Origin of the sequence: Arthrobacter sp. UYCu511 (genome assembly GCF_040547105.1) — a bacterium.
In the GTDB taxonomy this organism is placed as follows: Bacteria; Actinomycetota; Actinomycetes; order Actinomycetales; family Micrococcaceae; genus Specibacter; species Specibacter psychrochitiniphilus.
Map to the genome: position 1 here is coordinate 297302 of NZ_JBEPPB010000004.1, position 23977 is coordinate 321278.

Here is a 23977-nt window from a genome sequence, read left to right on the forward strand (position 1 = left end):
ACCCCATTTTTCTTACACGCGGGAGCGGCGCTGTCTAAGCTTTCCGCACAGAGCTGGACCATGTCAGTAGGAGCGCGATCCACCGTCATGGTTGTGGTGGACAAGAGATCTGACACTAGGCCACTGAGGCGTTCAGCGCTCCTATCTGCAATGGTCAGGTGGTTCTCAACTTATTTTGGGTGTAATCCGGGTGATTCCATGGCGAGCGCTAGATATGACTTGATGGCGGTTAGCGGGGTGCGAAACTCATGCGAAACATTGGGACTAAATCATTTTTGGCGGACAAGGCGTTGACGATGTCAGTGACATCGTGGAAGGCGATGACAGCCCCATCAAACTCATGTTGGTCACTGACGGTATCCACAATAGTTTCCATGAGACGTTGGCGGGCATGACTTTCAGCTAAGGACGTTCGCTGTTGTTTGTCCTTGCCTCTCAAAGCTGCACGCTGCCCTTCCGTGCCGGAGGTCTTTATCGCCACTGCAAGGGAGCAAATAAGCATCATGAAGGGGAAAGCTGCGGCCTGACCGGATCCTAGGCTGTGAGCGCCGTCACGAAACAGTGAAACGGCCAGAAGATCCAGATAGGGGATGACCAACAATGATGCCGGGTGCAATTTTTCCACGGAACTACAAAGCACGCCAAGAACAACAGAGCGCTCAGCGACCAGCCGATCTGAAGCGATGGCTCCATCAACACGGCCAGGTCTAGAACCGCGATCAGGATCAAGAATCTGATCAAGGTTATGGTGACAAAGAATGGCAGCTGGGAAAGGATCACCCGCGTTCGGATAGAACGCAGATAAAGATGCCGGCCAATGAACTGATTGGGAGAGTTTACAGACAAGACAACTTCCAGGATTGCTGCTGATCGGGCAGACAATGCGTTGACCATCGCGGCGGTTAGTATGATGTAACCCAAAAATGATCAAAGGACATGGTGATAACCCGTGATCACCGCTAACGATGATGCCATACTGGATGTATGCAAAGGGTTGGGGCCCTGCCATAAACGCATCCGAAAGTTATTTCCAACGGTCTTAGCAAGTTTAGTGGAGTAAAAATGGACAATACTCAGGTAGCGGTAGTCATTGAAGATGACCAAGACATCCGCGAACTTATTGGCGTAATACTGTCCCAAGCCGGTTTTGAGGTTCATTGTGCATCCACAGGTGCAGATGGCGTAGAAGCGGTCCGAGCTCACCACCCCGACATTGTGACCCTAGATCTGGGCCTTCCTGATATCAACGGTTTCGAAGTGGCCCGGCAAATCAGGGCGTTCACTGACACCTACATCATCATGTTGACGGGGCGTGCCGATGAAATGGACACGCTCTTGGGCCTCGAATCAGGTGCTGACGATTATTTGACCAAACCGTTCCGACCCCGCGAGCTGAGGGCAAGAATAAGCACCATGATGCGCCGGCCCCGCACTGATGATGAAGTTGAGCAGGGGCAGCATGGCCAAGATAGCAGCACTGCGTTTCCAGGTTCAGCTGCCCCTGCAGAGCTGGCGGAAGCGAAGCCTTGAGACGAACGATTCAGTTCTCGCTCTGAGCAGAAAGCTGTTCCATAACTTTCGTGCCAGTTGGCAGGAAGCCCAACGGATCAGGCCTCTGGGAAGCTTCAGCTAGTGGGCTGAACGTACCGATCTTTTAGATCAGTCATAGTCTCTGTGCCGCACAAGGCCACTGCGTTGAGAGCTTCTTGAGCCTTGTCAGGATGTCCCTGCTTGATCCACTCCACCATGTCGCCGCTCATCTGGCCTAAGCGCTCCGCTCCTACCATCACGCTGGATGAGAAGATGCTCAAGGCTGCCTCCGCGGCGTCTTCTACATTTCCGGCGCCTAACGCGGTCTGAAGACGGGCATAGCGTTGTGGCCACATTTCCACGTAACGTCCCACGAAACCGCGGGAAAGCATGGTCTGTCCCTCGAGAGAGTCCTCAAGCATAGCCAAGGAGTCCATACACACCAGGGGTAAAGAAGAATAATTCACGATCCGCTTTCTCTTCCCGATAGTGTGATTAATGAGTTCAAAAGAATCGATATTGAGCGCATCACGCGCTGCCTAAGGCAGCACTAACCATAATACTCTGAGCAACGGGTGCACGGTGGCTTTTTGTTGATGCAGCCGGTGAAAATTTATGGAGCATGTAGAGACTGTCTCTAGGGTTGAGCCGTGACTGCAAGCCACGGAGCACCTTGGAAACTCTCAAGCCAAGATGAGGTGATGTCCGCAGCGGGAACGGGGCGACCAAAATAATAGCCCTGCCCGGTCTCGCAGCCCAACTCTGTGAGCATGGCGGCCTGCTCTAGAGTCTCTACTCCTTCGCACGTGGCAGCAAGGTTACAGGACTTCACTAATTGCAAGATGGCTGCAATGAAAGGACGCGAGGCACCACCATCGGTGGGGCCCCCTATCAGTGACCTATCCAGTTTCACCCCGTCTACCGGAAGGGTCCGCAAGTAACTGATGGACGAATACCCTGTGCCGAAATCGTCGATGGCTAGGCCAACGCCTAGTTTGCGCAGGCCTTGAAATGAGTACAGATCCCATTCGTTGCCGGTGACCATGGAGTATTCGGTGAGTTCTAGGACTAGAGCCGAGGGATCAATACCCTCAGCCAGCAATAGGCGCTGAACGTCATCCAAGAGGTAAGGACGTTGGAGCTGAGTGGCTGAAATATTCACCCGCACGGTGAAGCGAGGATCTAATTCCAACGTCTGCTGCCACTGACGCAACCGTGCCAACGCTGTCTGAAGGACCCAAGCTGCCAAGTTCGGCATAGCGCCTATTTCCTCTGCGAGGTCAATGAACTCGTCAGGCATGACAAGCCCACGGGTGGGGTGTTGCCAGCGAACCAGAGCCTCAACGCCAAGCAGTTTCCCGGTGGCGAGCTCGACAATGGGCTGATAGTGCAACACCATTTCATTGTTTTCGATGGAATCTTGGAGTTCTGCAGCAAGTACCCGGTGAAGCCGCCGCGCATTGAGAAGATTGGGCTCAAACAGGGCAACCTTGACGGCAGCTTTATTCTTGGCTGTGTACATGGCGGTGTCCGCATGGAGAATCAGATCCGCGGCGGAATCACCAGGCATGGCCGCAGCTATCCCGACACTTGCGCCCACAGATAGCTCCGTGGTTTCGATTTTCATTGGCTCGGCCAGTACTGCCACGATCCGCCTGGATACTGCCTTGGCGCGCTCTGCAGGTGTGTCTTGGAGGACCACGGCGAACTCGTCACCACCTAGCCGTGCCACGGTATCAATTTTTCGCACAGTATCTCGCAGCCTTTCGGCTACAACTTTCAGCACGGCGTCCCCTGCCGGATGCCCCAGAGTGTCATTAATGCTCTTGAAAGAATCCAGATCCAGCAGAAGCAATGCAGGAGACCCGTTGACGCCCTGCTCGGCCAGGCTCGATTCCAAAACCGTTTCGAGAGCCGCACGGTTGCGTAATTGGGTCAACGGATCAGTCAAAGCCATCAGCTCCATTTTGCGGAAGGCATCCGTCAACATGGTGGTTCTGGTTTTCATCCGAGTCTGCACTTGTTCCTGAGACCTCTGAAGATCCTGAGCCATCTGGTTAAAGTTGTTGATGATGGCAGACAGCGAATCCTGCTCCGTCCCGGCTGGGACACGAGTGCTCAGTTCACCTGCGCCGATCCCTTCAATCCCGGTCATCAGAGCGGGCAACCGCTTATCCGTTGGATCAACGATCATGAAGGCCTGCTTCCGGTGGTTGCCAGTATCACCTTTGCGCCACCCTACGGCGTCGGTCCGAGCCTCCACGCAAATCTCGGTTCAGTCTTCTGTCTCCGTGGTATAGCAGAGCCTGCCAGTCGACTTCCTCAGCAGTCTTGGGAACCACGGGGGATACGGCGGCACGAGGTACCCGTGGCTTGATGTACAGCCAGTTGATAGCACCCAGACTTATATCCACTAAGGAATTCTTCACACCGATATAGGCCTGGATTGCGAATGCCGCCAAGGTTGCATTGAGCGCTGCGAAAGCAACGTTGCCCCAGTTACTTACCACTGCATCTCGCCACAAGGTGAAGACCGAGAAGAACACAATTAAGTACGGGACTATAACGTACAGTGCCGGAGCTGCTGTATGGTCCTTAACTTTTGGTGTTCGAACGAAAGGAATCTTGTCTCCAGTGAACGCCTGCTGAAGGGACTTGAGCACGCCGGCCAGGTTGACCGGCAAGAGAACAAGGTTGAATCCGTAGATCCGGAAAATGTCACTAAAGCGGTGCCCACAATCACGTAGATCGCTACCCATTGCCAGGAAGTACGGCAGGGCAGCAACCAAAACCAGCGGACTCAGCAAGCGGCTGTCATAGGGGTAGGCGAGCAGGAACAGCAAACCGAAACTTGCCCAGGCTATAGAGGACATGTAGTTAACGCGCAAGAGCAGTTCCCGGAAAAGAATTGTCTCGCGGCGCTGGCGGCGCTTACGTACTTGGTTCCAGAGCTTGGGCAGGATGAGCAGGCCACCGTTGGCCCAACGGCGACGCTGGACCACGAGGGAACCAAAATCCGGGGGAGTGGCGCTGTAGCTCAACCGCTCCGGGTAGTTTGAAAGGGTCCATCCATGGGTACCCAAATCCACGCTGGACTCTGTGTCCTCGATGACAGTTCGGTCTTGAATGTAGGTGCGGACTTCAAAACCGCCCACCGTTTCGACTTCCACGATGTCCTCTAGCGCGACTTTACGAATGACAGCGTTAGCGCCGACCCAGAATGTGGCGCCGTAGTAGGTCATGCCTTGGTGGAGGATGTGCTGGATATCCGTGCTGGCCCCGGCAATCCGCTCGATGCGGGTGGGTGCGCCGCGGAAGGAAGAGTATGGTGTTTGTGCCACAGCGACGCGCTCATTGCCAGCTGATTCTAGGTAGTAGACCAGCCGCAGGCAGTAATCCCGTAGCAACAATGAATCAGCGTCAAGTGTCAACAAATAAGTTGTGTCCGGCGTATCGAGATCGTCAGCGCTACCTGGATCATCTGCGGCGCGGCGGCGCAGCACCACGTTTCCATCGGTGACTTGGCGCTGCCAACGTCCGCCCATCAAGGAAATGTAGGCATTGAGGTTCATAGCCTTGTTGGCTTCGTGAGACAGGCTTGCGTACGCCTTGCGTTCAAAGTATTCGGTTTTGACATTGAAAATCCATGTCAGGCGGAGATAGAGTTCCTCAACTCGTTGGCGTTCAGGTCCGGTGGACTGAGCCCTAGCGGCTTCAAGCGCGAGTAGGACCAGCCGTAATTCCCGGGCCAGGCCCATCAGTACCAAGTCAACAAAGAATTCATCAACGTGGTCATCCACGGCCTCTGCTTCAGCCATTTCCTCGAGCCAGCCAGCAGCATATTCATATTCCGCAATGACAGCATCCACCTCTGCTGCAGGGACTACGCCCGCGCTGGTGTCCCGGCAACGGAAGTTTGCCAAAGCGGTATTGACCCGCGCTGCAGGAATGGAGAGCGCCTGGGAAATTTCACCTGCTAGCGCTCTAGTGGCGTCCAATTTCTCTGCTGCCTGAGGATCCTTTGGATGGGGCGGATCATCAAGTAAGAGCACTACTTTTAGGTCAGGGAATTCCTGCAGGGCAGCAGACCACAGAGTGCCCCTCACCACCTGGACTTCCTCTGCATAGGAGGGCACCAATACTGTGATGCCTTCTTTGTAGTCGACAAAATGCCTGTCCAGTTCACCACGTGGAACGCGAGCATGGTCTCTGAAACGGTAGAGGGCTCCTTGGCGTGCCAAAAGATACATTAGGGCGGAGAACGTCAAAAATGTAACTACCAGAACATACGAGACTGCTTCAACCTGGAAACGGAACCCTGCGTTGGGGTTGTCCGCCAGTTGACGGACCACTGTGGTCACCAGATAGAGCAGCCACGCTGTAATAGTGACAACAATGGCCAGCCTTCCCAGCGTAATTTTACGGCCGGAAGGCTTTGGGTGAACGATGGAAAGCGGCTCCGAACGCTTCTCAGAGCCACGCTGGCGGCGTGGGCCAGCCTTTGGCACAAGTGCGCGGTCTGAAGCCGTCATCTCAGACGGGACTGCACTGGCTTCTTCAGCCACAACAAGCGCCTCGGTCATAAATCCCTCATGCAAAGAAAATATGCGTGGATTCACGCATATTCTAAACGGCCGCCCTTTGACCGAGTGAGACCGGACGACGGATGTTGATCAGTATGCTTAGGATAATACAGTCTGGCCGCTTCTAGCGGCAGCGGTCTCTGATAGCAACGCAGTGAATGGGGTTCTAGTGTCTCAACGCTTTCCTGGGCGCAAGCTCTCCTGGTTCCGGCTGACGGCTTTTATTGCCGTAGTGGCGTTGCTCGCGGGGGCGGGCTACGTTGCGTTGGGCAGGTATAACGATGCTAGGGCTGCTTCGGCAGAGCCTGCTATGTTCAGCGGTTACGTGGATGTTACGGCAACCCCGTCATACAGTTTTGAAAAACCGGTCTCCGAGTCTGCTGATTCCGTTGTTTTGTCCTTTATTGTCTCGTCCAAGGACAAAGCGTGCGAGCCAAGTTGGGGAACTTTCTACTCCATGGATGCCGCCGGGCAAGAACTGGACGTGGATCGGCGTATTGCACGCCTACTCCAGCAAGGCGGCTCCGTATCCGTCTCGTTTGGCGGCCAAGCGAATGATGAGCTCGCCGTGCGCTGTACGGATGTTGCGGAACTGCAGGCCGCCTACGCCTCAGTTGTGGAACGCTACGATCTTTCCGCGATTGACCTTGACTTAGAAGGCCCAGGTCTATCCGATACCGCTGCCCTCAAGCGACGAGCCACAGCAATTGCTGCGCTGCAGTCGCAACGACTTGCTGCAAAGCATCCGTTGTCAGTGTGGCTGACACTCCCAGTTGCTCCCACCGGGCTAACCACTGAGGGGACCTCGGCAGTTGCTGCCATGCTGGATGCAAAGGTTGACCTTGCGGGAGTCAACATCATGACTATGGATTACGGTGGAAGCAAGGCGGCAGGAAGCACTATGTTAGAAGCTTCTACGGCGGCTGCCACGGCGACTCATGCGCAGCTCGGGGCACTCTATAAGGCCGACGGACAAGATTTTGGCGCCGATTGGTTGTGGCGGAAAATTGGGCTCACCCCAATGATTGGCCAAAACGATGTTGCTGGTGAGATTTTCACTTTGCAGGATGCCGTAGGTCTCCATGATTTCGCTGTGGCGAAAGGCGTTGGCCGAGTCTCCATGTGGTCCTTGAACCGGGATGCCACCTGTGGCCCCAACTACCCTGACCTGACTCGGGTTTCCGACGGGTGCAGCGGCATTGACCAGAAGGGCAAATTGTTCTCAACTGTGCTGGGTGAAGGGTTAAGCGTTCTGCCTACGCAATCTGCCACCAGTGCACCGGCGCAACCCACCGTTCAGTCCACCTTTCCCACGGATAATCCCGCAACGAGTCCTTATCCGATCTGGAGCGATCTGGCAGTCTATGTAGAAGGAGACAGGATTGTTCTCAACGGCAACGTCTACATGGCTAAATGGTGGACTCAGGGAGATGTGCCTGATAACCCAGTGGCAACGGACGGGCTGACTCCGTGGCAGCTGATTGGTCCTGTTCTTCCCGGGGACAAGCCGGCCCCGCAAGTGACTGCGCCGGCAGGAACCTATCCGCTGTGGAGTGCTGCGAAGGTATATGACCAAGGGGACCGAGTGATGTTTGATGGCCGTATATTCGAGGCCAAATGGTGGAATCGCGAAGAAAGCCCGCTAGCTTCCCTGCAGGGATCGCCCTCGGCAGCGTGGAAGTTGTTCTCCAACGCTCAGGTGGCGCAGATCCTGGCCACCCCGGATGGTAAATAAGGTCTAACAAAGCGAAAGGGCGTCCCGATCCTATGGGGCGCCCTTGCGCTTTGTTAGACCAGCCGTCGCTAGCTGTGTGTGGTAATCCATTCCTGCGCCAGCGTGGCCTGCAAGTTCAAAGCCCGGCCAATCACCGGCTCGGCGGCAGAGACGATTTTCGCGCCAAGGAACGGCACGCTCGACTTCACCTCACCAGTAAGCTCCACCAGCGTGGATTCGCCGTTCACGCTCAGTTTCTGCACAGCTGAAACATCCACCGGCGCCTTGGCCACGGACAACTTGATGGTGTTGGTCCGTGAACCATCCGGCGCCGGTGCGCTCCAGGACTCATCCTGCGTCACGGTCAGCCATTCACCGACAAACTTCTGGACCAAGTCAGGCATTCGGGTGGTGGGCAAGGTGCGCACAGTTTGCGTTGTGAACGCCGCCGTGGTGGGGCCGCTGATGGTGAAGGACTTCAATTCCCCTCCCACGGTTTCGCTGACATGTTGGATGAAGGCTTCGTTGGTGAAGACCTCCGTCACTTTCTGAGCTGTTGCAGCAAGTGTTGTTGAGGCGGCAAGCGCCATGGTTCCTCCAAGATAAGGGGGTTTTTGGGGCAGCTCCTAGGATAGCAAGGCCGCTGGCGAGTAAGCTGGACAAGGTCCCCGAGGCGTTCACAGATTTCGGGCCTTCGTGCTGTCCCGGCACGGTGAATAATCGATTTTTTGGCCACGTATGGTCAAGCACCAAGGAGAACACCACGCATGAGCCTTGCAGGGTTGCGGAGCGCACTGTCAGCCGATCCACTCTTCTCCCGGGTACGCAGCTATGCGGCTGCCAACCCCGCCACACGCAGCAGTGACCTGGCCTTCAGTGCTCCCGCTGGCATGTGCGCGGTGCTCCTGGCCGAGGTTGCCGATGGTTTGGCCGCCAGTTCCTCCTCTGCCGAACGCCCCGGCATTGTCCTTGCCGTGACCGCCACGGGCCGGGAGGCGGAGGACACCGTTGCCGCCCTACGCTCCTACCTTCCCGATGCGGCTGTGGCCGAATTCCCCAGCTGGGAAACCCTCCCGCACGAGCGCCTCTCACCACGTTCGGACACTGTGGGCCGCCGGCTTTCAGTCCTGCGCCGCCTGGCTCATCCCGAGCACGATTCCGGTGAACACCTGCGCGTAGTGGTGGCACCCATCCGTGCTGTAGTCCAGCCGCTGGTGGCCGGCCTGGGTGAACTGGCTCCAGTGCGGGTCAAAGTGGGGGACGAAATTCCCTTCAACACCCTCATTAAATCTCTGTCAGAGGCGGCCTACGCACGGGTTGACATGGTCACGCGCCGTGGAGAATTTGCCGTGCGCGGCGGCATCATCGATGTTTTCCCGCCCACTGACAACCACCCGATCCGTGTGGAGTTCTTTGGCGACGAGGTTGAATCCATGCGTTGGTTCAGCATCGCCGACCAACGTACCCTGACATCCAGCAGCGGGATCACACACCCGGGCGAACTCTACGCACCTCCTTGCCGGGAAATTCTCATCACCCCCACTGTCATGAGCCGTGCGGCCAAGCTCAAGGACGCCATGCCGGGAGCCGCGGCCATGCTGGAAAAGATTGCCGGCGGCATTGCAGTGGAAGGCATGGAATCACTGGCCCCGGCCCTCGTTGATGCAATGGTGCCCTTGTCCTCACTGTTGCCGCCAGCATCCATCGCAGTAGTTTTGGATCCTGAAAAAGTCAGTGCCAGGGCCCATGATCTGGAATCCACCAACGAGGAATTCTTGGAAGCAGCCTGGTCCACGGCCTCCGAAGGCGGCAACGCCCCACTAGATCTGAGCCAGGCCAGCGGGGGCGCCGGCGGTGTGGATCTAGCCTCTGCAGGATTTAAATCGCTGGCGCAAACCCGCGAAGGAGCCCTCAGGCACGGTCTGAGCTGGTGGACCTTAGGCTCTCTGGCTCAGGATGAGGAGCTAGAGGTCAGTACCGATGTGCTGAACCTGCACGCTCGCGAACCCCGTGGTTACCGGGGGGATGTGGCCGAGATGATGGAGTTCATTGGCTCCCGGGTCAAGAACCAGTGGCGGATTGTGGTGGCCACCCAGGGCCCCGGCCCAGCACAGCGCCTGGCCGAGCTATTCCACGAAGCCAACATCCCGGCCTCACGCGTGGAATCCCTAGACGCCGAACCGCAGCCGGGAATCATTGAAGTGACCACCGCGGACACCGGGCGCGGATTTGTTCTGGACTCTCTAAAAATGGGTCTGCTAACCGAGGCAGACCTGTTGGGGCGTGCCTCCGCGGTCTCTACCCGGGACATGCGCAAGATGCCCTCCAAGCGGCGCAACGCAGTTGACCCGCTCCAGCTAGAGGCCGGGGACTATGTGGTCCACGAGCAGCACGGTGTGGGCAAGTTCGTGGAGCTGATCCAGCGCAAAGTTGCCGGAGCAGGTGTTGGCGGTGCGGCCGGGCTGCGCGAATATCTGGTGCTTGAATATGCCCCTTCCAAACGCGGTGCTCCGGGGGACAGGCTATTTGTACCTACCGACCAGCTAGACCAAGTGACCGCCTATGTGGGCGGGGATGGGCCGGCGCTGTCGAAGATGGGTGGCTCTGACTGGGCCGCCACGAAGTCCAAGGCACGCAAAGCCGTCAAGGAAATTGCTGGGGAGCTGATCCGGCTGTATTCGGCGCGCATGGCCAGCCGCGGGCACGCCTTCGGCCCAGACACCCCGTGGCAGGCCGAGCTGGAGGAGGCCTTCCCTTACGTTGAGACACCCGACCAGCTGGTGGCCATCAACGAGGTCAAGGCGGACATGGAAAAGGAAGTCCCCATGGACCGGCTGATCTCCGGAGATGTGGGCTACGGAAAGACCGAGATCGCGGTCCGGGCCGCCTTCAAAGCGGTGCAGGACGGCAAACAGGTAGCCATTTTAGTGCCCACCACGCTGTTGGCGCAGCAGCACTACGAAACATTCAATGAACGTTTTTCCGGCTTCCCTATAAGGGTGGCTCCGCTCTCACGCTTCCAGAGCGCGAAGGAGTCCAAGGAGATTGTTGAGGGTGTAAAGAATGGTTCCGTGGACGTGGTCATCGGCACGCACCGGCTACTCTCCAAAGATTTTGCGTTCAAGGACCTGGGCCTGGTCATTGTTGATGAGGAACAGCGCTTCGGTGTGGAGCACAAGGAAGCGTTGAAGAAGATGCGCACCAACGTGGACGTGCTGGCCATGAGCGCCACACCCATCCCACGCACACTGGAAATGTCCATGACAGGGATCCGTGAAACCTCCACCCTGGCCACCCCGCCTGAGGAGCGTCACCCCGTGCTGACCTACGTGGGTGCGCACAGTGACAAGCAGGTGGGTGCCGCGATCCGCCGTGAGCTCATGCGCGAGGGCCAGGTCTTTTATGTGCACAACCGAGTTAAATCAATTGAGCGCACCGCCGCACACATCCAACAGCTAGTGCCTGACGCCCGCGTGGCTGTGGCGCACGGGCAGATGTCCGAGTCCCGGCTGGAACAAATCATTGTGGACTTCTGGGAGAAGCGCTTTGACGTGTTGGTGTGCACCACCATCATTGAGACAGGCCTGGATATCTCCAACGCCAACACGCTGATTGTGGAGCAGGCCAACAACTACGGCCTCTCACAGCTGCACCAGCTGCGCGGGCGGGTGGGCCGCGGCCGTGAACGTGCCTACGCCTACTTCCTGTACCCGGCCGATAAGCCCCTCGGCGAAGTTGCGCTGGAACGTTTGAAGGCGGTTGCGGCACACAACGAGCTCGGTGCTGGCATGGCCCTGGCCATGAAGGACCTGGAGATTCGCGGCGCCGGAAACCTGCTGGGAGGGGAACAGTCGGGGCACATCCAAGGTGTTGGCTTCGACTTGTACATCCGCCTCGTGGGCGAGGCTGTGGCAGATTTCCGCGGCGAGGGTGAAGAGCGGGCAGCGGAGATGAAGATAGAGCTGCCCGTCAACGCACACCTGCCCCACGATTACGTACCGGGGGAGAGGCTCCGATTAGAGGCTTACCGCAAGCTGGCCGCTGCCGTCACGGTGGCAGCCATCAACGAGGTCCAAGAAGAACTCATTGACCGTTACGGAGAGTTGCCGCCCGCTGCCGTGAACTTGATTGCCGTGGCGCACTTTAAGGTGTTGGCCCGTGCCGCCGGCCTCTCAGATGTGGCGCTGCAGGGGAACTTCATTAAATTTGCCCCCGCAGATCTGCCGGAGTCAAAGCAGATGCGCCTGACCCGCATGTATCCGGGCGCCATGGTGAAGCCAGCGCTGAACTCGGTGCTGATCCCGAAGCCGAAGACCGCCAGGATCGGTGGCCGGGACCTGGCCGATGCTGAGGTGCTCAGGTGGGCGGAGGGCGTCCTCGAGGCAATCTTTGAGGTGACGCCGGAGACGTTGTCCTCACCCTAGCGGCACCTGGGGGCGGGAGAAACGCAAGGTTCCTCCCGGCGTCGTACTTGAGTCCGTGAACTGATTAAACAACAAACCCGCAGTAGTCAGCTTGCACCGATTACTGCGGGTTCGTTATACGCGGGATTATTCTCCTGCGGAGTCCGAGCGGCCCATGATGGTCACGGGGACAAAGATTGCCAGTGCGCACAGGCCAATGCCAACGCCAGCCGGCACAAAGGCATGCGCAAAGCTCTCAAGGCTCCAGTAGGAGAAGGCAAAAATGCCGCCAAGGAACAAGGCAAAGAAAATGACGAACAGAACGACGGACTGCACCAGGCTATTTTCGCCGCGGTAAGCGTTATTGGACACGGTTCCTCCTGACCCCGAGACCGGGGAGCTGAGTGGGTGCACCGGGGTGCCGGCGCTGATGATCTACCCACGATCTTAGTACGAATTAGTAGGAGCTGGTGCCCACAGCGCCGGTGACGATGGCAATACCTGAGCTGGTACCAATGCGGGTGGCACCGGCTTCAATCATTTCCAGGGCCTTTTCACGTGTTCGAACGCCGCCTGAGGCCTTCACGCCCATCTCTGAACCCACGGTTTTACGCATCAGGGCAACATCTTGGGTGGTTGCGCCGCCGCCATTGAAGCCGGTGGAGGTCTTCACAAAATCGGCGCCGGCTTCGAGTGCTGCCTGGCAGGCCAGAACCTTCTCGTCATCGCTGAGCATAGCCGTCTCAATGATGACCTTCAGTAGTGAATCACCCTCATGGACCACCTCCGCCACGGCGGATATATCCGAGACCAGAGCCGCCTTGTCCAGTGCGCGGGCAGAGGCGATATTAATCACCATGTCCACCTCATCCGCGCCGTCCATGGTGGCGCCGCGGGCCTCAAAAACCTTCACATCGGTGTTGTGGGTGCCGAGGGGGAAACCCACCACGGTGCACGTCAGCACGCCCGTGCCCAGCAAGGCCTTCTTGGCTGTTTCTACCCACACGGGGTTGATGCAAACGGCTTTGAAGTGGTACTCAGCGGCTTCTTTGCACAGCCGCAGAACGTCTGCCTGGCTGGCGTCAGGAGCCAAGAGTGTGTGGTCAATGTAGCGAGCAAGTTCGTCGCCGGATTCGGCGGGGAAAGGGCTGTTGGATGTCATGCTGGCAATCCTCCCATGGGCAATTGTGTTTGACTATCCTGCCACAGCGGGGCGCGGTCATCAGGAGCGCCGCTGTGGCAGATGCTGTGGTAGCTGGTGTTAGAGGTCCGCAAGTCCCAGCGCGCCTTTGATCTCTTGGACCACGGTGGCCAGTGCACGTTGCGCTTCTTCCCTGGCTGGCTGGAGTTTGTTGTGCCCGGAGACGGGAACCACCACTTCCAAATAGCATTTGAGCTTGGGCTCAGTGCCGCTGGGACGGACGATGACGCGGGTGTCATTCTCCGTCAGATAAGCCAGGCCGTCCGTGGCGGGAAGATCTGCCGAGCCCAGGGCCAAATCGGTCAGTTCTATCACGGCAGAGCCATCAAGCACCGTTGGCGGTTGCTCCCGCAAGGTGGCCATCATGTTCTTGATGCCAGCGGGATCTTCTACCCTGATGCTGATCTGGGTACTCGCGTGGAGCCCGTGAGCTAACGCAAGAATGTCCAGAACATCAAAAAGTGTCCGTCCAACAGCCTTGAGCCCGGCTGCCATTTCAGCAATCAGCAGCCCAGCGGAAATTCCGTCTTTATCTCTGACCAGCTCCGGGGCCACGCAGTAACCCAGCGCTTCCTCGTAGCCGAAGCCCAGCCCCGGAACGCGGGAAATCCACTTGAAGCCCGTCAGGGTCCGCACATGCTCATACCCGGCAGTAGCGGCAATCTTGGCCAACAGCCTCGAGGAAACTATCGAGTTTGCGTAGACGGGAGCCCCCGCACCGCTCTCAGTCGCCTGCAGACGGCCACCTCTGGACACCAGATGACTGCCGAGCAAGGCGCCTACCTGATCGCCATGGAATTGGTGCCATTCTCCTGTGGCCGGATCAAGGGCGCCCACGGCCACCCTGTCCGCGTCCGGATCATTGGCTATTACAAGGTCTGCGCCCACTTCCTTCGCCAAGGCGAAGGCCATGTCCATGGCCCCTTCCTCCTCCGGATTGGGGAAGGAAACTGTGGGGAAGTCCGGATTAGGTGCGGCTTGTTCGGAGACGGCGTGAAGGTCCGTGAACCCCGCCGAGGTGAAGACAGCGCGTGCCATCTCATCACCCACACCGTGCATGGACGTGTGCACAATGCGCAATTGACGTGCCGGGAACGTGGCGGGATCAGCCAACCCGGCAACGGCCGCCCGGTAGCCGTCAACAAAGTCTTCACCGAGCACGTTCCAGCCACCCTCAGCCATGGCAATCCCGGAGGTGTCGCCGAAAGAGGCGGTGTCTGAGACGTGGCTGATCTGCGTGGCGATCAAGGCATCATGAGGTGCCACGATTTGGACGCCGCGGGCCTCTGGAACCACCGCACGCCCGCCCAGATACACCTTGTAGCCGTTGTCCTGGGCCGGGTTGTGGCTGGCCGTGACCATGATCCCGGCCTCACACTCCAGCGCCCGGACGGCATAGGCCAGAACCGGGGTTGGCAGGGGTGTTGGCAGAATAAAGGTCTCAATGCCTGCTGCGGTAAAGATCGCTGCGGTTTCCTGGGCAAAATCACGCGAGTTGTAGCGGGCGTCAAAGCCCACCACCGCCCGCGGCCGGTAGGGGCTAGTGACGGCGGCGGTTTGGCTGGCCTCGGTGGGATTGGCCTCGGGGGAGGCGACGGCGCTGTCCATCTCCTGCGTGGGATGCCCAGCCTCCGAGGAGTGCCTCATTTCCGTGGACTGCCCGCTTTCTAAGGGCTGCTCTGCCAGGGCCAGCAGGTGCGCGGCAACTCCTGCGGCTGCCCGGCGCACCACCATCCGGTTCATCCGGTTGGGGCCCGGACCCATGGTGGCGCGCAGCCCGGCCGTGCCGAACTGGAGGTTGCCATCGAAGCTATCCGCCAGCTCGGCCACCCCGTTGGGATCATTGATTAAGGACTGCAGTTGCGCGGCTGTTCCGGCATCGGGATCATGCGCTGCCCATTGCTGGGCAGCTGCCTGCAGGGCGGCTAGCTCGTTGGCTGCCGAGGACTCTGTGGGGCTTTCCTGTGCGTGTCTCACACCCCAAATGTAACCGCACCCACAGCTTTTGCCCTAGAGCTTGGCAATAATGGCGGCCAAAAGTGCCGAAATACGCGCCCCGGCAGCCGCCCCGGCTTCCAAAACTTCTTCATGTGAGAGCGGCTGGGAGCTAATGCCAGCGGCAAGATTAGTCACCAAGGAGATACCAAACACCTCCATGCCGGCGGCGCGGGCGGCAATGGCTTCCAACGCGGTGGACATGCCCACCAGATCGGCGCCAATCCGCTTGGCGTACTGGACTTCTGCCGGGGTCTCGTAGTGCGGGCCCGTGAACTGGGCGTAGACGCCTTCGGACAAGGACGGGTCCACCTCGCGTGCCAGAGCACGCAGCCGGGCGGAGTACAGATCCGTGAGGTCAACGAACGTGGCACCCTCCAGCGGGGAGGACGCCGTCAAGTTGATGTGATCGCTGATGAGCACTGGAGTGCCGGGGGTCCAGTCCGGGTTCAGACCGCCGCAACCATTGGTCAGCACCACGGTTTTGGCGCCGGTGGCAGCTGCCGTGCGGATGCCATGCACCACGGCACGCACACCCTTGCCCTCATAAAAGTGCGTACGGGCGCCCAGGATGAGCACGTTCTTGCCATCAGGGGTGCGGATGGAGCTCAGGGTGGCCACATGCCCGGGAACGGAGGGTGCGTGGAAGCCGGGGACCTCTGCGGCATCAACGGTTGCGGTGACCTCACCAATGAGGTTCGCCGCACCGCCCCACCCGGAACCGAGCACCACAGCCACATCATGCTGGGGGACACCCGTTGCGCGGGCAATGTAGTGGGCCGCCTCGGCAGCTAAGAGTGCGGGGGAGTCGGAAGTCTGTGAAGGATTCATGCATCCAACATAGCCGCAGAGGCGCGCCAACGTCCTGCACAACACCTCAGCCGCATAACACTGTGAGAAGTTCTAACGGCGGAAGGGACACGTTCTGCACTGTGTGTTGCACCACTTAATCGGGGCAAAGTTGGTGCCTACGCACCGATAGGCGAGAATTGTGAACTGTGACCAGCAATCAGGATGTCTTCAAGCCCTTTGCCCTTCCCCGCCTCGCTATTCTTGGCGGTGGCCCCGGCGGATATGAAGCCGCCATGGTGGCAGCGTCCATGGGTTCCGAGGTGACCATTGTGGAACGCGCCGGAATGGGAGGCTCCGCTGTCCTCACCGATGTGGTTCCCTCCAAGACGCTGATTGCCGCGGCTGAAGCCATGAACCGCAGCATTGACTCCACCGAGCTCGGTGTCAGTTTTAATGCCACCGACGGCAACCCCAAAGCCGCTATGAAGGCCGATCTCAAACAGATCAATGAGCGTGTGATGCGCCTGGCCCGTGAGCAGTCCACTGATATTCGCCGGGGACTCGAAGCAGTGGGTGTCAAAATCATTATTGGCACCGGCCGGTTGCTGGATAACCGCACCATTGAAGTTGACCGCGGCGAGACCAAGGAAATCATCAAAGCGGACGCCATCCTCGTGGCCGTTGGCGCCCACCCCCGTGAGCTGGCCACGGCACAGCCTGACGGGGAACGGATCTTGAACTGGACTCAGATCTATAACCTTGAGGAACTCCCCGAAGAGCTCATTGTGGTGGGTTCCGGTGTAACCGGAGCCGAATTCGCTTCCGCCTTCAACGGCCTGGGCTCCAAAGTCACCCTGATTTCCAGCCGTGACCAGGTCCTCCCCGGTGAGGACTCTGACGCCGCCGCTGTCCTGGAAGACGTCTTTGCCCGCCGCGGGCTGCGCGTGCTGTCCCAGTCACGTGCCGAGGCCGTGGAGCGTACTGCCGACGGCGTCATTGTCACCTTGGGAGACGGCTCGCAGATCACCGGCACTCACTGCCTGGTGTGCGTGGGGTCCATCCCCAACACCACCGATATTGGTTTGGAAGCTGCCGGCGTGGAAGTCACCCCCACCGGCCACATCAAGGTTGACGGCGTTTCCCGCACCAGCGCACCCAACGTCTACGCCGCAGGGGACTGCACGGGTGTCTTTGCCTTGGCCTCCGTCTCCGCCATGCAGGGACGCATTGCGGTGGCCCACTTGGGCGGCGACGGCGTGCGGCCCTTGAAGCTGAACCAGGTCTCCTCTAACATTTTCACCTCCCCGGAAATTGCTTCCGTGGGTGTCTCAGAGGCGGATCTGGCCTCCGGTAAATATCAAGGTGATGTCATCAAGCTCTCCCTGCAGACCAACGCGCGGGCCAAGATGCGTAACGTCAACGAGGGCTTCATTAAGATCATTGCTCGCAAGGGCTCCGGAACCGTCATTGGCGGGGTGGTTGTGGGGGCGGGAGCATGTGAACTGATTTTCCCTATCGCCTTGGCTGTGACGCAGAAGCTCCACGTGGATGATCTGGCCAACACCTTTACCGTGTACCCCTCCCTTTCAGGCTCTATTGCCGAGGCCGCCCGCCGCCTGCACGTGCACATGTAACGCTGTTGGATGTTTGTGCAGCGCGCTAACACACCTTTGGGAGTGCGGCGCAAATTCGCGGCAGCATTTCTTGGACAGCAGCCTTCAGGCCGTTCATTTTAGTGCCCAGGCCTGCACCGGGTTCCAGTGCCCTGTAGGCATCGTCCGTGAACGCAGACCATTGGGGTATCTTTGCTTGGCGGCTTTCGCGGGCAGCGCTTTTCCATGAGGTGGCACACGTTCCGGCACTGTTGCTCAGATCCCAGCCGTCCTTGAGCTGCTCAAGGGGATCGTAGTCAACGGTTGTGAGGGACTTGTGCACTTGAGCGCCAGTGTCATAGAGCGCATGAGTGCAGTCCCAGAAGGCTTGGTGCGTGGGGGAACCTTCCGCCATGATTTCATCCAAGGCATCCATACCGTATTCGTTGAACTTCTTGAGAATATAACTGCCTCCCGTCCAGGCCACGCTCAGGTCCGGGTGAATAGCCCAAGAGAGGCTCTGGTCTGCGCCGTTGACGGTGACAATTTCTCCCGGAACCATGTAGGTGGTGCTGTAATAGGATGGAAAAGTAGTGTGAAAGAGGGCAACTTCGGGGCTGCGTTCATCTGCCGTGATCAGGGGCGCAGGAAAAGAGTCACTGAAAGCCCACACCATCTCGCTATAATTCTGCAGTGAGATTGTCCCGGAAGTTTCGTTACTGCACACCGCTATGTAGTTCAGGTATTTAACTTCGCCAGGATCGCTGGTCTCAACCGTTTCCCGGTGCGGGAAGCCAACCGTACATCCAGGATCATGCAGTGCCAGTGGCGGTGATGGGCGTTGGTTAGAGGAACAAGCGGCGAGTGGCAGAAGCAGCGTCAGCGCCACCGTGACCGCCGCGCTGCGCAGGTGCCGTCTCCTTGCTTTGCTCACACGTCTATTCGAGCTACAAAGCTCAGAGCCCGAGGATTCTAAACTGCCCGATGAAGCCATCGCTGCCACCTCAATCCTGCACAGAGCGGTGTCCCTGTGTAGCGAGTGTAAGGGAATCCCCAAGCCGTGGCACCAGTAGTGGTACCTGCATTTTTGCGGGCAAGTACTTGCTTCCAGCTGCGGTTGCTGAGCTCGCCGCGGCAGTGCCACTGGGCTCTCCAGGAACGTTTGAGAGCGCCAAGTAGTTCCCAAAATGACGAAACTTGCTCACGGATGGGTTAATGTGGCCTCATGACAAATTCACCCGCTGGCCGGAGTAGAGCGGCTGCTCCGGCCCGTCGAGAGACCTTCTCCTCGCGAAAACTGTTCATCCTCTCAGCGATCGGCTCCGCCGTTGGCCTGGGCAATATTTGGCGTTTCCCCTACATCGCTTACGAAAACGGTGGGGGCGCCTTCTTGATCCCTTACCTGGTGGCGCTGTTGTGTGCGGGCATCCCGCTGCTCTTTTTGGACTACTCCATTGGCCACCGCTTCCGCGGCTCAGCCCCGTTGTCCTACCGGCGCCTGCACCGCGCTGCTGAACCCATTGGCTGGTGGCAGGTACTGATCTGCTTTGTCATCGCCATCTACTACGCCGCGATCATCGCGTGGGCTGCCATGTATACGTGGTTCTCCGTGACAAAGGCCTGGGGAGATGATGCAGAGGGGTTCTTCTTTGGCGATTTCCTGCAGACAGCGGATACGGCCGGAGTCTCCTTCGACTTCGTCTCCAAAATATTCTTCCCCATGCTCGCAGTATGGATTGTGGTCATTGTGATCATGGTGGCTGGCGTTAACAAGGGCATTTCACGGGCCAACGCAGTGTTCTTGCCGCTGCTGGTGGTCATGTTTGTGGTCCTGGTGGTGCAATCGCTGTTCCTGGACGGTGCCATGGTGGGCTTGAATGCCTTCTTCACCCCCGACTGGACAGCCCTGCAAAACCCCAGTGTCTGGGCAGCGGCCTTCGGCCACATCTTCTTCTCCCTCTCCGTGGCCTTTGGCATCATGGTCACGTATTCCTCCTACCTCAAGCGCAAGACCGATCTAACTGGCTCCGGCCTGGTAGTGGCCTTCGCTAACTCCGGCTTTGAACTTCTGGCCGGGATCGGCGTCTTTGCGGCTCTTGGATTCATGTCCGTGGCCTCCGGGGTGGCCGTGGATGAAGTGGCCTCCGGCGGTATTGGGCTGGCGTTCGTAGCATTCCCCACCATTGTTTCCGAAGCTCCCTTCGGCGCAGTTCTAGGCGTGCTGTTCTTTGGTTCGCTGGTGTTTGCCGGATTGACCTCACTGGTCTCCATCCTTGAAGTCATTGTGGCGGCGTTCCAAGACAAATTGGGCTGGAGCCGCAAGGGCGCCACCCTGGTAGTCACCATTCCCATTGCCGTGATCTCCTTGATCCTGTTCCCCACCACCACGGGCATCCAGCTCCTGGACACCTCGGACGCGTTTGTGAACCAGTTCGGCATTCTTGCATGCGCCTTGGTAGCGATCATTGTGATCTCCGCAGGGTTGGGCAGCCTCCCGCGCCTGCAGAAACACCTCAATGTGACCTCCACCCTGAAGGTAGGTACCGTATGGCGGATTCTGGTGGGCGGCGTGGTGCCGGTGGTCCTGGGCTACCTGCTCATCAATGAGCTCCAGTCCAAGAGTTCCGAACAGTACTCCGACTACCCTGCCTGGTTTAACGGAGTGTTTGGCTGGGGCATGGCTGGTGCCCTGATTGTGGGCGCACTGCTGCTCTCCCTGATTCCCTGGAGCGAGAAGTCCAAGCTCAAGGATCCCGAATACGAAGCATTCAATGCCGCCGCACACGCGGAAGGCGATGTTGACAACAACCTTAAAGAGGTGAATTCATGACCCCTGTAGCCATCACCATGATGATTATTGCCGTGCTGACCATTGGCGGCGGGTTTAGCCTGGCCCTATGGAACCTTGCCCGTCACCCGGAAGAGGACGAGGAGCTTCCCGAGGATCTGCCCCACGAGCTCTAGCCTTCCTGCACCTGAAGTACGACGCCGTAAGGGTCCCTCCGCGTGGAAGGGCACCTTACGGCGTCGTACTTTTTTGTGCCCAAAGCCAGGCAGGCAATTGACAGAAGTGTCCACATGCTGGCGGAAGTTGTCCATCAGTTGGACATAGGATTAGGATTGAGCGCTTGAAAGAATTGAAATCGCCGCGCCGGGTATGCAAACTCGGCAGAGTCCGGAAAGAAAGCACCTCATGAGCCCCTCCCACAACGCGCAGACCGTGGAGACACCACCTGTCAACAGCCGCGGCCGGGTTATTATTGCCAGCCTCATTGGTACCACCATTGAGTTCTACGACTTCTATGTCTATGCCACTGCGGCCGTACTGGTTTTCCCTGCCTTGTTCTTCCCCACCGCAGACCCCGCCACGGCGCTGTTGAGCTCCTTCGCCATCTTCGGTGTGGCGTTTGTTGCCCGCCCGCTGGGATCCATTGTCTTTGGCCACTTCGGTGACAAGGTAGGCCGCAAGGGCACTCTGGTGGCGTCACTGCTCACCATGGGTGTGGCCACGTTCCTGATTGGTTGCCTGCCAACAGCGCTGGTACCCGGATGGACTTTTTGGGCACCGGCACTGTTGGTGGTGATGCGCTTCCTGCAGGGCCTGGCCCTGGGCGGCGAGTGGAGTGGCGCGGCACTGCTGGCCACGGAGAACGCACCCGCAGGGAAACGCGCCATTTGGGGCACGTTCCCGCAGCTGGGCGCACCCATCGGCTTTATCCTGGCCAACGGAATCTTCCTGTGGTTGAGCTTTGGTCTGAGCACCGAACAGTTCCAGGCCTGGGGCTGGCGCGTGCCGTTCCTGCTCAGTGCCGTCATGGTCATTGTGGGCCTGTATGTCCGCCTCAAGCTGGTTGAGACACCGGCATTCCAGAAGGTCATTGACCAGGGTGAGGTCTCCAAGCTGCCCGTGGGCCGTGTCTTCAAAACCAGCTGGCGCCCCCTGATCCTGGGTACCTTTGTCATGCTGGCCACGTATGTGTTGTTTTACTTGATGACCACCTTCACGCTCTCCTACGGCACGGCTCCGGCAACCATTGAAGCCGCCAAGGCCAAGGCGGAAGCTGCTGGCAAGCCCATGACGGCCGATGCCATTGCCTCCTGGGTGCCCGGCCTGGGCTACACCCGCAATGAATTCTTGATCATGCTCATCATCGGTGTGGTGTTCTTCGGCATCTTCACGCTGGTATCCGGCCCGCTGGCCGAGAAGTACGGCCGCCGCAAGACCTTGCTGTGGGTCACCGCGGCAATTGCCCTGTTCGGGCTGACCTTTGTGCCGCTCCTGGGTGCCGGCACCGCCGGGGTCATGGCGCTGCTGATTCTGGGCTTCACCTTGATGGGGCTGACGTTTGGCCCCATGGGTGCCCTACTACCTGAACTCTTCCCCACGAACGTGCGCTACACCGGATCCGCCATCAGCTACAACATGGCAAGCATCCTCGGTGCCGCCGTGGCCCCGTTCATTGCCGTTGCACTGTGGCAGGCTGCCGATGGAAGCCCTGTCCTGGTGGGTATCTACCTCACCTCAATGGCGGTGCTGACTCTCATTGCCTTGTTTATCATGAAAGAAACCCGCGATCTGGAGTACACCTCCAACGTCAGCTAGTCTCGGCTAGCTTGAACGCTTCTCTAACGAGGCGTGCCGGGTACGCGTGCCGGGTACGCGTGCCGGGTATAAGTAAGGGCCCGCCGGGACCGACCATTTCTGGTTGGTCCCGGCGGGCCCTTACTTATGAGGATTTAGTGTGATTCCTTGCAGAAGTCTGCCAATTGACCGGCGGTTTGATTTCCGCAGGACTGCAGCGTGGCCAGTTTTGTCATGGCTAAAGCATGGCTGTGGGATTCCAAGAGAAGGATGAGGTCTGTGGTGAGTTCACCGAGCCGGGCTGCCCCCACCATGACGGAGGAACTTCTCAGGCTCAACGCCGCATCAAGGGCGGCCTCGTTATTGCCGGTTGCCACAGCGGCATGAATGCGAGCAAAGCGCCCAGGCCACATTTGCAGATAGCGGCTGACAAAGTCGTGGCACAAACTCTTTTCGCCACCTAATGAATCCTGTAAATCAAGCAGCGTATCTACGCACATTAGCGGCAACTGGATTATGACCATAGGGTTCCCGTGCCTCCAGACTGATGTGTAGTGCGGCTCCATGCCAACGCTCTTAGACCTAACGATAGCGCGGGAAAAGCCACAATCAGGCGATTTTTCACTGCTGAGCAACTACTTGCGCGAAGCTTAAGTAAGCAAGGGAAATGTGAGCCTTAGCGCTAGCCTTTCGGATAGGAAATTCGCGTCTCCTGCTGCATTTCTTGAGCTTTTCTTGAGCATTGAGCGGATCTTTGGTTCTTGAGACTAACTTGTTCAAACCTTCCAGATTTCCAGTGCCCTTCCTTAAGTTGGTGACGGCAGAGTAGTTCTCATCGGCAGGAACGCTTGCCAAGAAGAACACGAACAAGGGGTCTGGCAATGAACAAGATGACAAAAGGCGTAATCGCAACCGGTGTTGGAATTGTCCTGATGGTAGGCGGCGGCGGCACGTTGGCTACCTGGAACCAAGCGCAGAGCGCCTCCATGGGCAAGGTAGTTTCCGGTGATCTGAACCTGGTTCCTGCTACCGCCGGTGTGTGGACCAATGCTTCCAACACCGTTGTTGACATTGCCAAATACAATGTGGTCCCCGGTGACACACTGACCTACACGCAGCCCCTGACTGTGAGCCTTGATGGTGACCTGATGGTTGCCCGGCTGGCAGTAACCGGCGCCTCTGCAGCAGATGGCTTTGGTGCTAACGCCACCGTCTCAGCAACCACCTTGACCAAGGCCGACAAGACGGTAGTTTCCGCCACTACAGACTTGGTCCCCGCTGATAGCGGCGTTGTGACGGCCTCCACCACCTTCACCTTCAACAAGTCCACCACCGGACGCACGGCCACTAAAGCCTCAGTAGACCTCAGCGGCATTGGCTACTCCTTGGTCCAGCAAGCCCCCGTAGCTAGCAACGCCAAGTAACCAAAGCTCCCAGACCCCGGTGGTGGGGGGGGGGGGGGGGGGGGCCCCCCCCCCCCCCCCCCCCCCCCCCCCCCCCCCAACCCCCCCCCCCCCCCCCCACTAAACGCGGGGGGGCGGTGTGGTTGGGGGAGGGGGAGGGGGAACACAGCCGGGGGCGGTGG

Annotated in this window: 18 protein-coding genes and 2 pseudogenes; 8 read left to right on the forward strand and 12 right to left on the reverse strand. The window is 58.6% G+C overall.

What is annotated here, in order from left to right; all coding sequences use genetic code 11:
* Positions 1 to 170: 170 nt before the first annotated feature.
* Both ABIB48_RS08465 and ABIB48_RS08470 read right to left on the reverse strand, forming a co-directional pair.
* Positions 171 to 233 (reverse strand): annotated as a pseudogene (locus tag ABIB48_RS08465) (hypothetical protein); the annotation flags it as partial.
* Positions 230 to 1009, reverse strand: coding sequence for a hypothetical protein (locus tag ABIB48_RS08470; protein WP_354212726.1), 780 nt, complete (start codon positions 1007 to 1009; stop codon positions 230 to 232). The pseudogene ABIB48_RS08465 and the gene ABIB48_RS08470, both read right to left, overlap by 4 nt.
* A gap of 53 nt (positions 1010 to 1062) precedes the next feature.
* Here ABIB48_RS08470 and ABIB48_RS08475 point away from each other — a divergent pair.
* Positions 1063 to 1455 (forward strand): annotated as a pseudogene (locus ABIB48_RS08475) (response regulator transcription factor); the annotation flags it as partial.
* A 170-nt stretch (positions 1456 to 1625) separates the two neighbouring features.
* Here ABIB48_RS08475 and ABIB48_RS08480 read toward each other — a convergent pair.
* The 3 genes from ABIB48_RS08480 to ABIB48_RS08490 all read right to left on the reverse strand — a co-directional run bounded on the left by ABIB48_RS08480 (position 1626) and on the right by ABIB48_RS08490 (position 6062).
* Positions 1626 to 1952, reverse strand: a complete 327-nt coding sequence (locus ABIB48_RS08480) for a hypothetical protein (protein WP_354212727.1) — start codon at positions 1950 to 1952, stop codon at positions 1626 to 1628.
* A gap of 215 nt (positions 1953 to 2167) precedes the next feature.
* Positions 2168 to 3724, reverse strand: a complete 1557-nt coding sequence (locus tag ABIB48_RS08485; RefSeq protein ID WP_354212728.1) for a bifunctional diguanylate cyclase/phosphodiesterase — start codon at positions 3722 to 3724, stop codon at positions 2168 to 2170.
* A 28-nt stretch (positions 3725 to 3752) separates the two neighbouring features.
* Complete coding sequence (locus tag ABIB48_RS08490; protein WP_354212749.1) at positions 3753 to 6062, reverse strand: glycosyltransferase family 2 protein; 2310 nt, start codon at positions 6060 to 6062, stop codon at positions 3753 to 3755.
* 220 nt (positions 6063 to 6282) lie between these two features.
* Between ABIB48_RS08490 and ABIB48_RS08495 the strand changes: the two genes are divergently transcribed.
* Complete coding sequence (locus tag ABIB48_RS08495) at positions 6283 to 7848, forward strand: chitinase (RefSeq protein ID WP_354212729.1); 1566 nt, start codon at positions 6283 to 6285, stop codon at positions 7846 to 7848.
* A 68-nt stretch (positions 7849 to 7916) separates the two neighbouring features.
* Here the strand turns inward: ABIB48_RS08495 and ABIB48_RS08500 are convergent, their stop codons facing one another.
* Positions 7917 to 8417 carry a DUF2505 domain-containing protein gene (locus ABIB48_RS08500; RefSeq protein ID WP_110104562.1) on the reverse strand — a complete coding sequence of 167 codons (501 nt, stop codon included), beginning with the start codon at positions 8415 to 8417 and terminating at the stop codon, positions 7917 to 7919.
* A gap of 177 nt (positions 8418 to 8594) precedes the next feature.
* Between ABIB48_RS08500 and mfd the strand changes: the two genes are divergently transcribed.
* Positions 8595 to 12251 (forward strand): transcription-repair coupling factor, encoded by a 3657-nt coding sequence (gene mfd / locus ABIB48_RS08505; protein WP_354212730.1) that lies wholly within the window; start codon positions 8595 to 8597, stop codon positions 12249 to 12251.
* Positions 12252 to 12377: 126 nt separating this feature from the next.
* On the opposite strand, the gene ABIB48_RS08510 is transcribed toward mfd, so the two are convergent.
* The 4 genes from ABIB48_RS08510 to ABIB48_RS08525 all read right to left on the reverse strand — a co-directional run bounded on the left by ABIB48_RS08510 (position 12378) and on the right by ABIB48_RS08525 (position 16257).
* The gene (locus ABIB48_RS08510; protein WP_110104558.1) at positions 12378 to 12602 is read right to left on the reverse strand and encodes a hypothetical protein; all 225 of its coding nucleotides are present in this window, start codon (positions 12600 to 12602) and stop codon (positions 12378 to 12380) included.
* Positions 12603 to 12687: 85 nt separating this feature from the next.
* On the reverse strand, positions 12688 to 13392 hold the full coding sequence (gene deoC / locus ABIB48_RS08515) for a deoxyribose-phosphate aldolase (RefSeq protein ID WP_110104557.1): 705 nt from the start codon (positions 13390 to 13392) through the stop codon (positions 12688 to 12690).
* Between the two features lie 99 nt (positions 13393 to 13491).
* The gene (locus ABIB48_RS08520) at positions 13492 to 15408 is read right to left on the reverse strand and encodes a phospho-sugar mutase (protein WP_502914116.1); all 1917 of its coding nucleotides are present in this window, start codon (positions 15406 to 15408) and stop codon (positions 13492 to 13494) included.
* 33 nt (positions 15409 to 15441) lie between these two features.
* Positions 15442 to 16257, reverse strand: coding sequence for a purine-nucleoside phosphorylase (locus ABIB48_RS08525; RefSeq protein ID WP_354212731.1), 816 nt, complete (start codon positions 16255 to 16257; stop codon positions 15442 to 15444).
* A 167-nt stretch (positions 16258 to 16424) separates the two neighbouring features.
* Here ABIB48_RS08525 and ABIB48_RS08530 point away from each other — a divergent pair, with 167 nt between their 5' ends.
* Positions 16425 to 17852: an NAD(P)H-quinone dehydrogenase gene (locus tag ABIB48_RS08530; RefSeq protein ID WP_354212732.1), complete on the forward strand. Its 1428-nt coding sequence runs from the start codon at positions 16425 to 16427 to the stop codon at positions 17850 to 17852.
* 25 nt (positions 17853 to 17877) lie between these two features.
* Here ABIB48_RS08530 and ABIB48_RS08535 read toward each other — a convergent pair whose 3' ends face one another.
* Positions 17878 to 18744 carry a hypothetical protein gene (locus ABIB48_RS08535; RefSeq protein ID WP_354212733.1) on the reverse strand — a complete coding sequence of 289 codons (867 nt, stop codon included), beginning with the start codon at positions 18742 to 18744 and terminating at the stop codon, positions 17878 to 17880.
* A 291-nt stretch (positions 18745 to 19035) separates the two neighbouring features.
* Here ABIB48_RS08535 and ABIB48_RS08540 point away from each other — a divergent pair, with 291 nt between their 5' ends.
* From ABIB48_RS08540 to ABIB48_RS08550, 3 genes are all read left to right on the forward strand, one after another.
* Positions 19036 to 20640: a sodium-dependent transporter gene (locus ABIB48_RS08540; protein ID WP_354212734.1), complete on the forward strand. Its 1605-nt coding sequence runs from the start codon at positions 19036 to 19038 to the stop codon at positions 20638 to 20640.
* Positions 20637 to 20774: a MetS family NSS transporter small subunit gene (locus tag ABIB48_RS08545; RefSeq protein ID WP_354212735.1), complete on the forward strand. Its 138-nt coding sequence runs from the start codon at positions 20637 to 20639 to the stop codon at positions 20772 to 20774. Before ABIB48_RS08540 ends, ABIB48_RS08545 begins: the two co-directional genes overlap by 4 nt.
* 229 nt (positions 20775 to 21003) lie before the next feature.
* Positions 21004 to 22413 carry an MFS transporter gene (locus ABIB48_RS08550; RefSeq protein ID WP_315915553.1) on the forward strand — a complete coding sequence of 470 codons (1410 nt, stop codon included), beginning with the start codon at positions 21004 to 21006 and terminating at the stop codon, positions 22411 to 22413.
* A gap of 134 nt (positions 22414 to 22547) precedes the next feature.
* Here the strand turns inward: ABIB48_RS08550 and ABIB48_RS08555 are convergent, their stop codons facing one another.
* Positions 22548 to 22916, reverse strand: coding sequence for a hypothetical protein (locus tag ABIB48_RS08555; protein ID WP_354212736.1), 369 nt, complete (start codon positions 22914 to 22916; stop codon positions 22548 to 22550).
* Between the two features lie 357 nt (positions 22917 to 23273).
* Here ABIB48_RS08555 and ABIB48_RS08560 point away from each other — a divergent pair, with 357 nt between their 5' ends.
* Entirely contained in the window at positions 23274 to 23816 is a 543-nt protein-coding gene (locus tag ABIB48_RS08560; protein WP_315915556.1) for an alternate-type signal peptide domain-containing protein, read from the forward strand.
* The last annotated feature ends 161 nt before the right edge of the window (positions 23817 to 23977 follow it).

Coding starts and splice junctions, on each gene's coding strand:
- ABIB48_RS08470 (WP_354212726.1), bottom strand. CDS start 1,009: ATGGCAGGGCCCCAACCCTTTGCATACATCCAGTATGGCATCATCGTT.
- ABIB48_RS08480 (WP_354212727.1), bottom strand. CDS start 1,952: ATGCTTGAGGACTCTCTCGAGGGACAGACCATGCTTTCCCGCGGTTTC.
- ABIB48_RS08485 (WP_354212728.1), bottom strand. CDS start 3,724: ATGATCGTTGATCCAACGGATAAGCGGTTGCCCGCTCTGATGACCGGG.
- ABIB48_RS08490 (WP_354212749.1), bottom strand. CDS start 6,062: ATGACGGCTTCAGACCGCGCACTTGTGCCAAAGGCTGGCCCACGCCGC.
- ABIB48_RS08500 (WP_110104562.1), bottom strand. CDS start 8,417: ATGGCGCTTGCCGCCTCAACAACACTTGCTGCAACAGCTCAGAAAGTG.
- mfd (WP_354212730.1), top strand. CDS start 8,595: ATGAGCCTTGCAGGGTTGCGGAGCGCACTGTCAGCCGATCCACTCTTC.
- deoC (WP_110104557.1), bottom strand. CDS start 13,392: ATGACATCCAACAGCCCTTTCCCCGCCGAATCCGGCGACGAACTTGCT.
- ABIB48_RS08525 (WP_354212731.1), bottom strand. CDS start 16,257: ATGAATCCTTCACAGACTTCCGACTCCCCCGCACTCTTAGCTGCCGAG.
- ABIB48_RS08540 (WP_354212734.1), top strand. CDS start 19,036: ATGACAAATTCACCCGCTGGCCGGAGTAGAGCGGCTGCTCCGGCCCGT.
- ABIB48_RS08545 (WP_354212735.1), top strand. CDS start 20,637: ATGACCCCTGTAGCCATCACCATGATGATTATTGCCGTGCTGACCATT.
- ABIB48_RS08550 (WP_315915553.1), top strand. CDS start 21,004: ATGAGCCCCTCCCACAACGCGCAGACCGTGGAGACACCACCTGTCAAC.
- ABIB48_RS08555 (WP_354212736.1), bottom strand. CDS start 22,916: ATGGTCATAATCCAGTTGCCGCTAATGTGCGTAGATACGCTGCTTGAT.
- ABIB48_RS08560 (WP_315915556.1), top strand. CDS start 23,274: ATGAACAAGATGACAAAAGGCGTAATCGCAACCGGTGTTGGAATTGTC.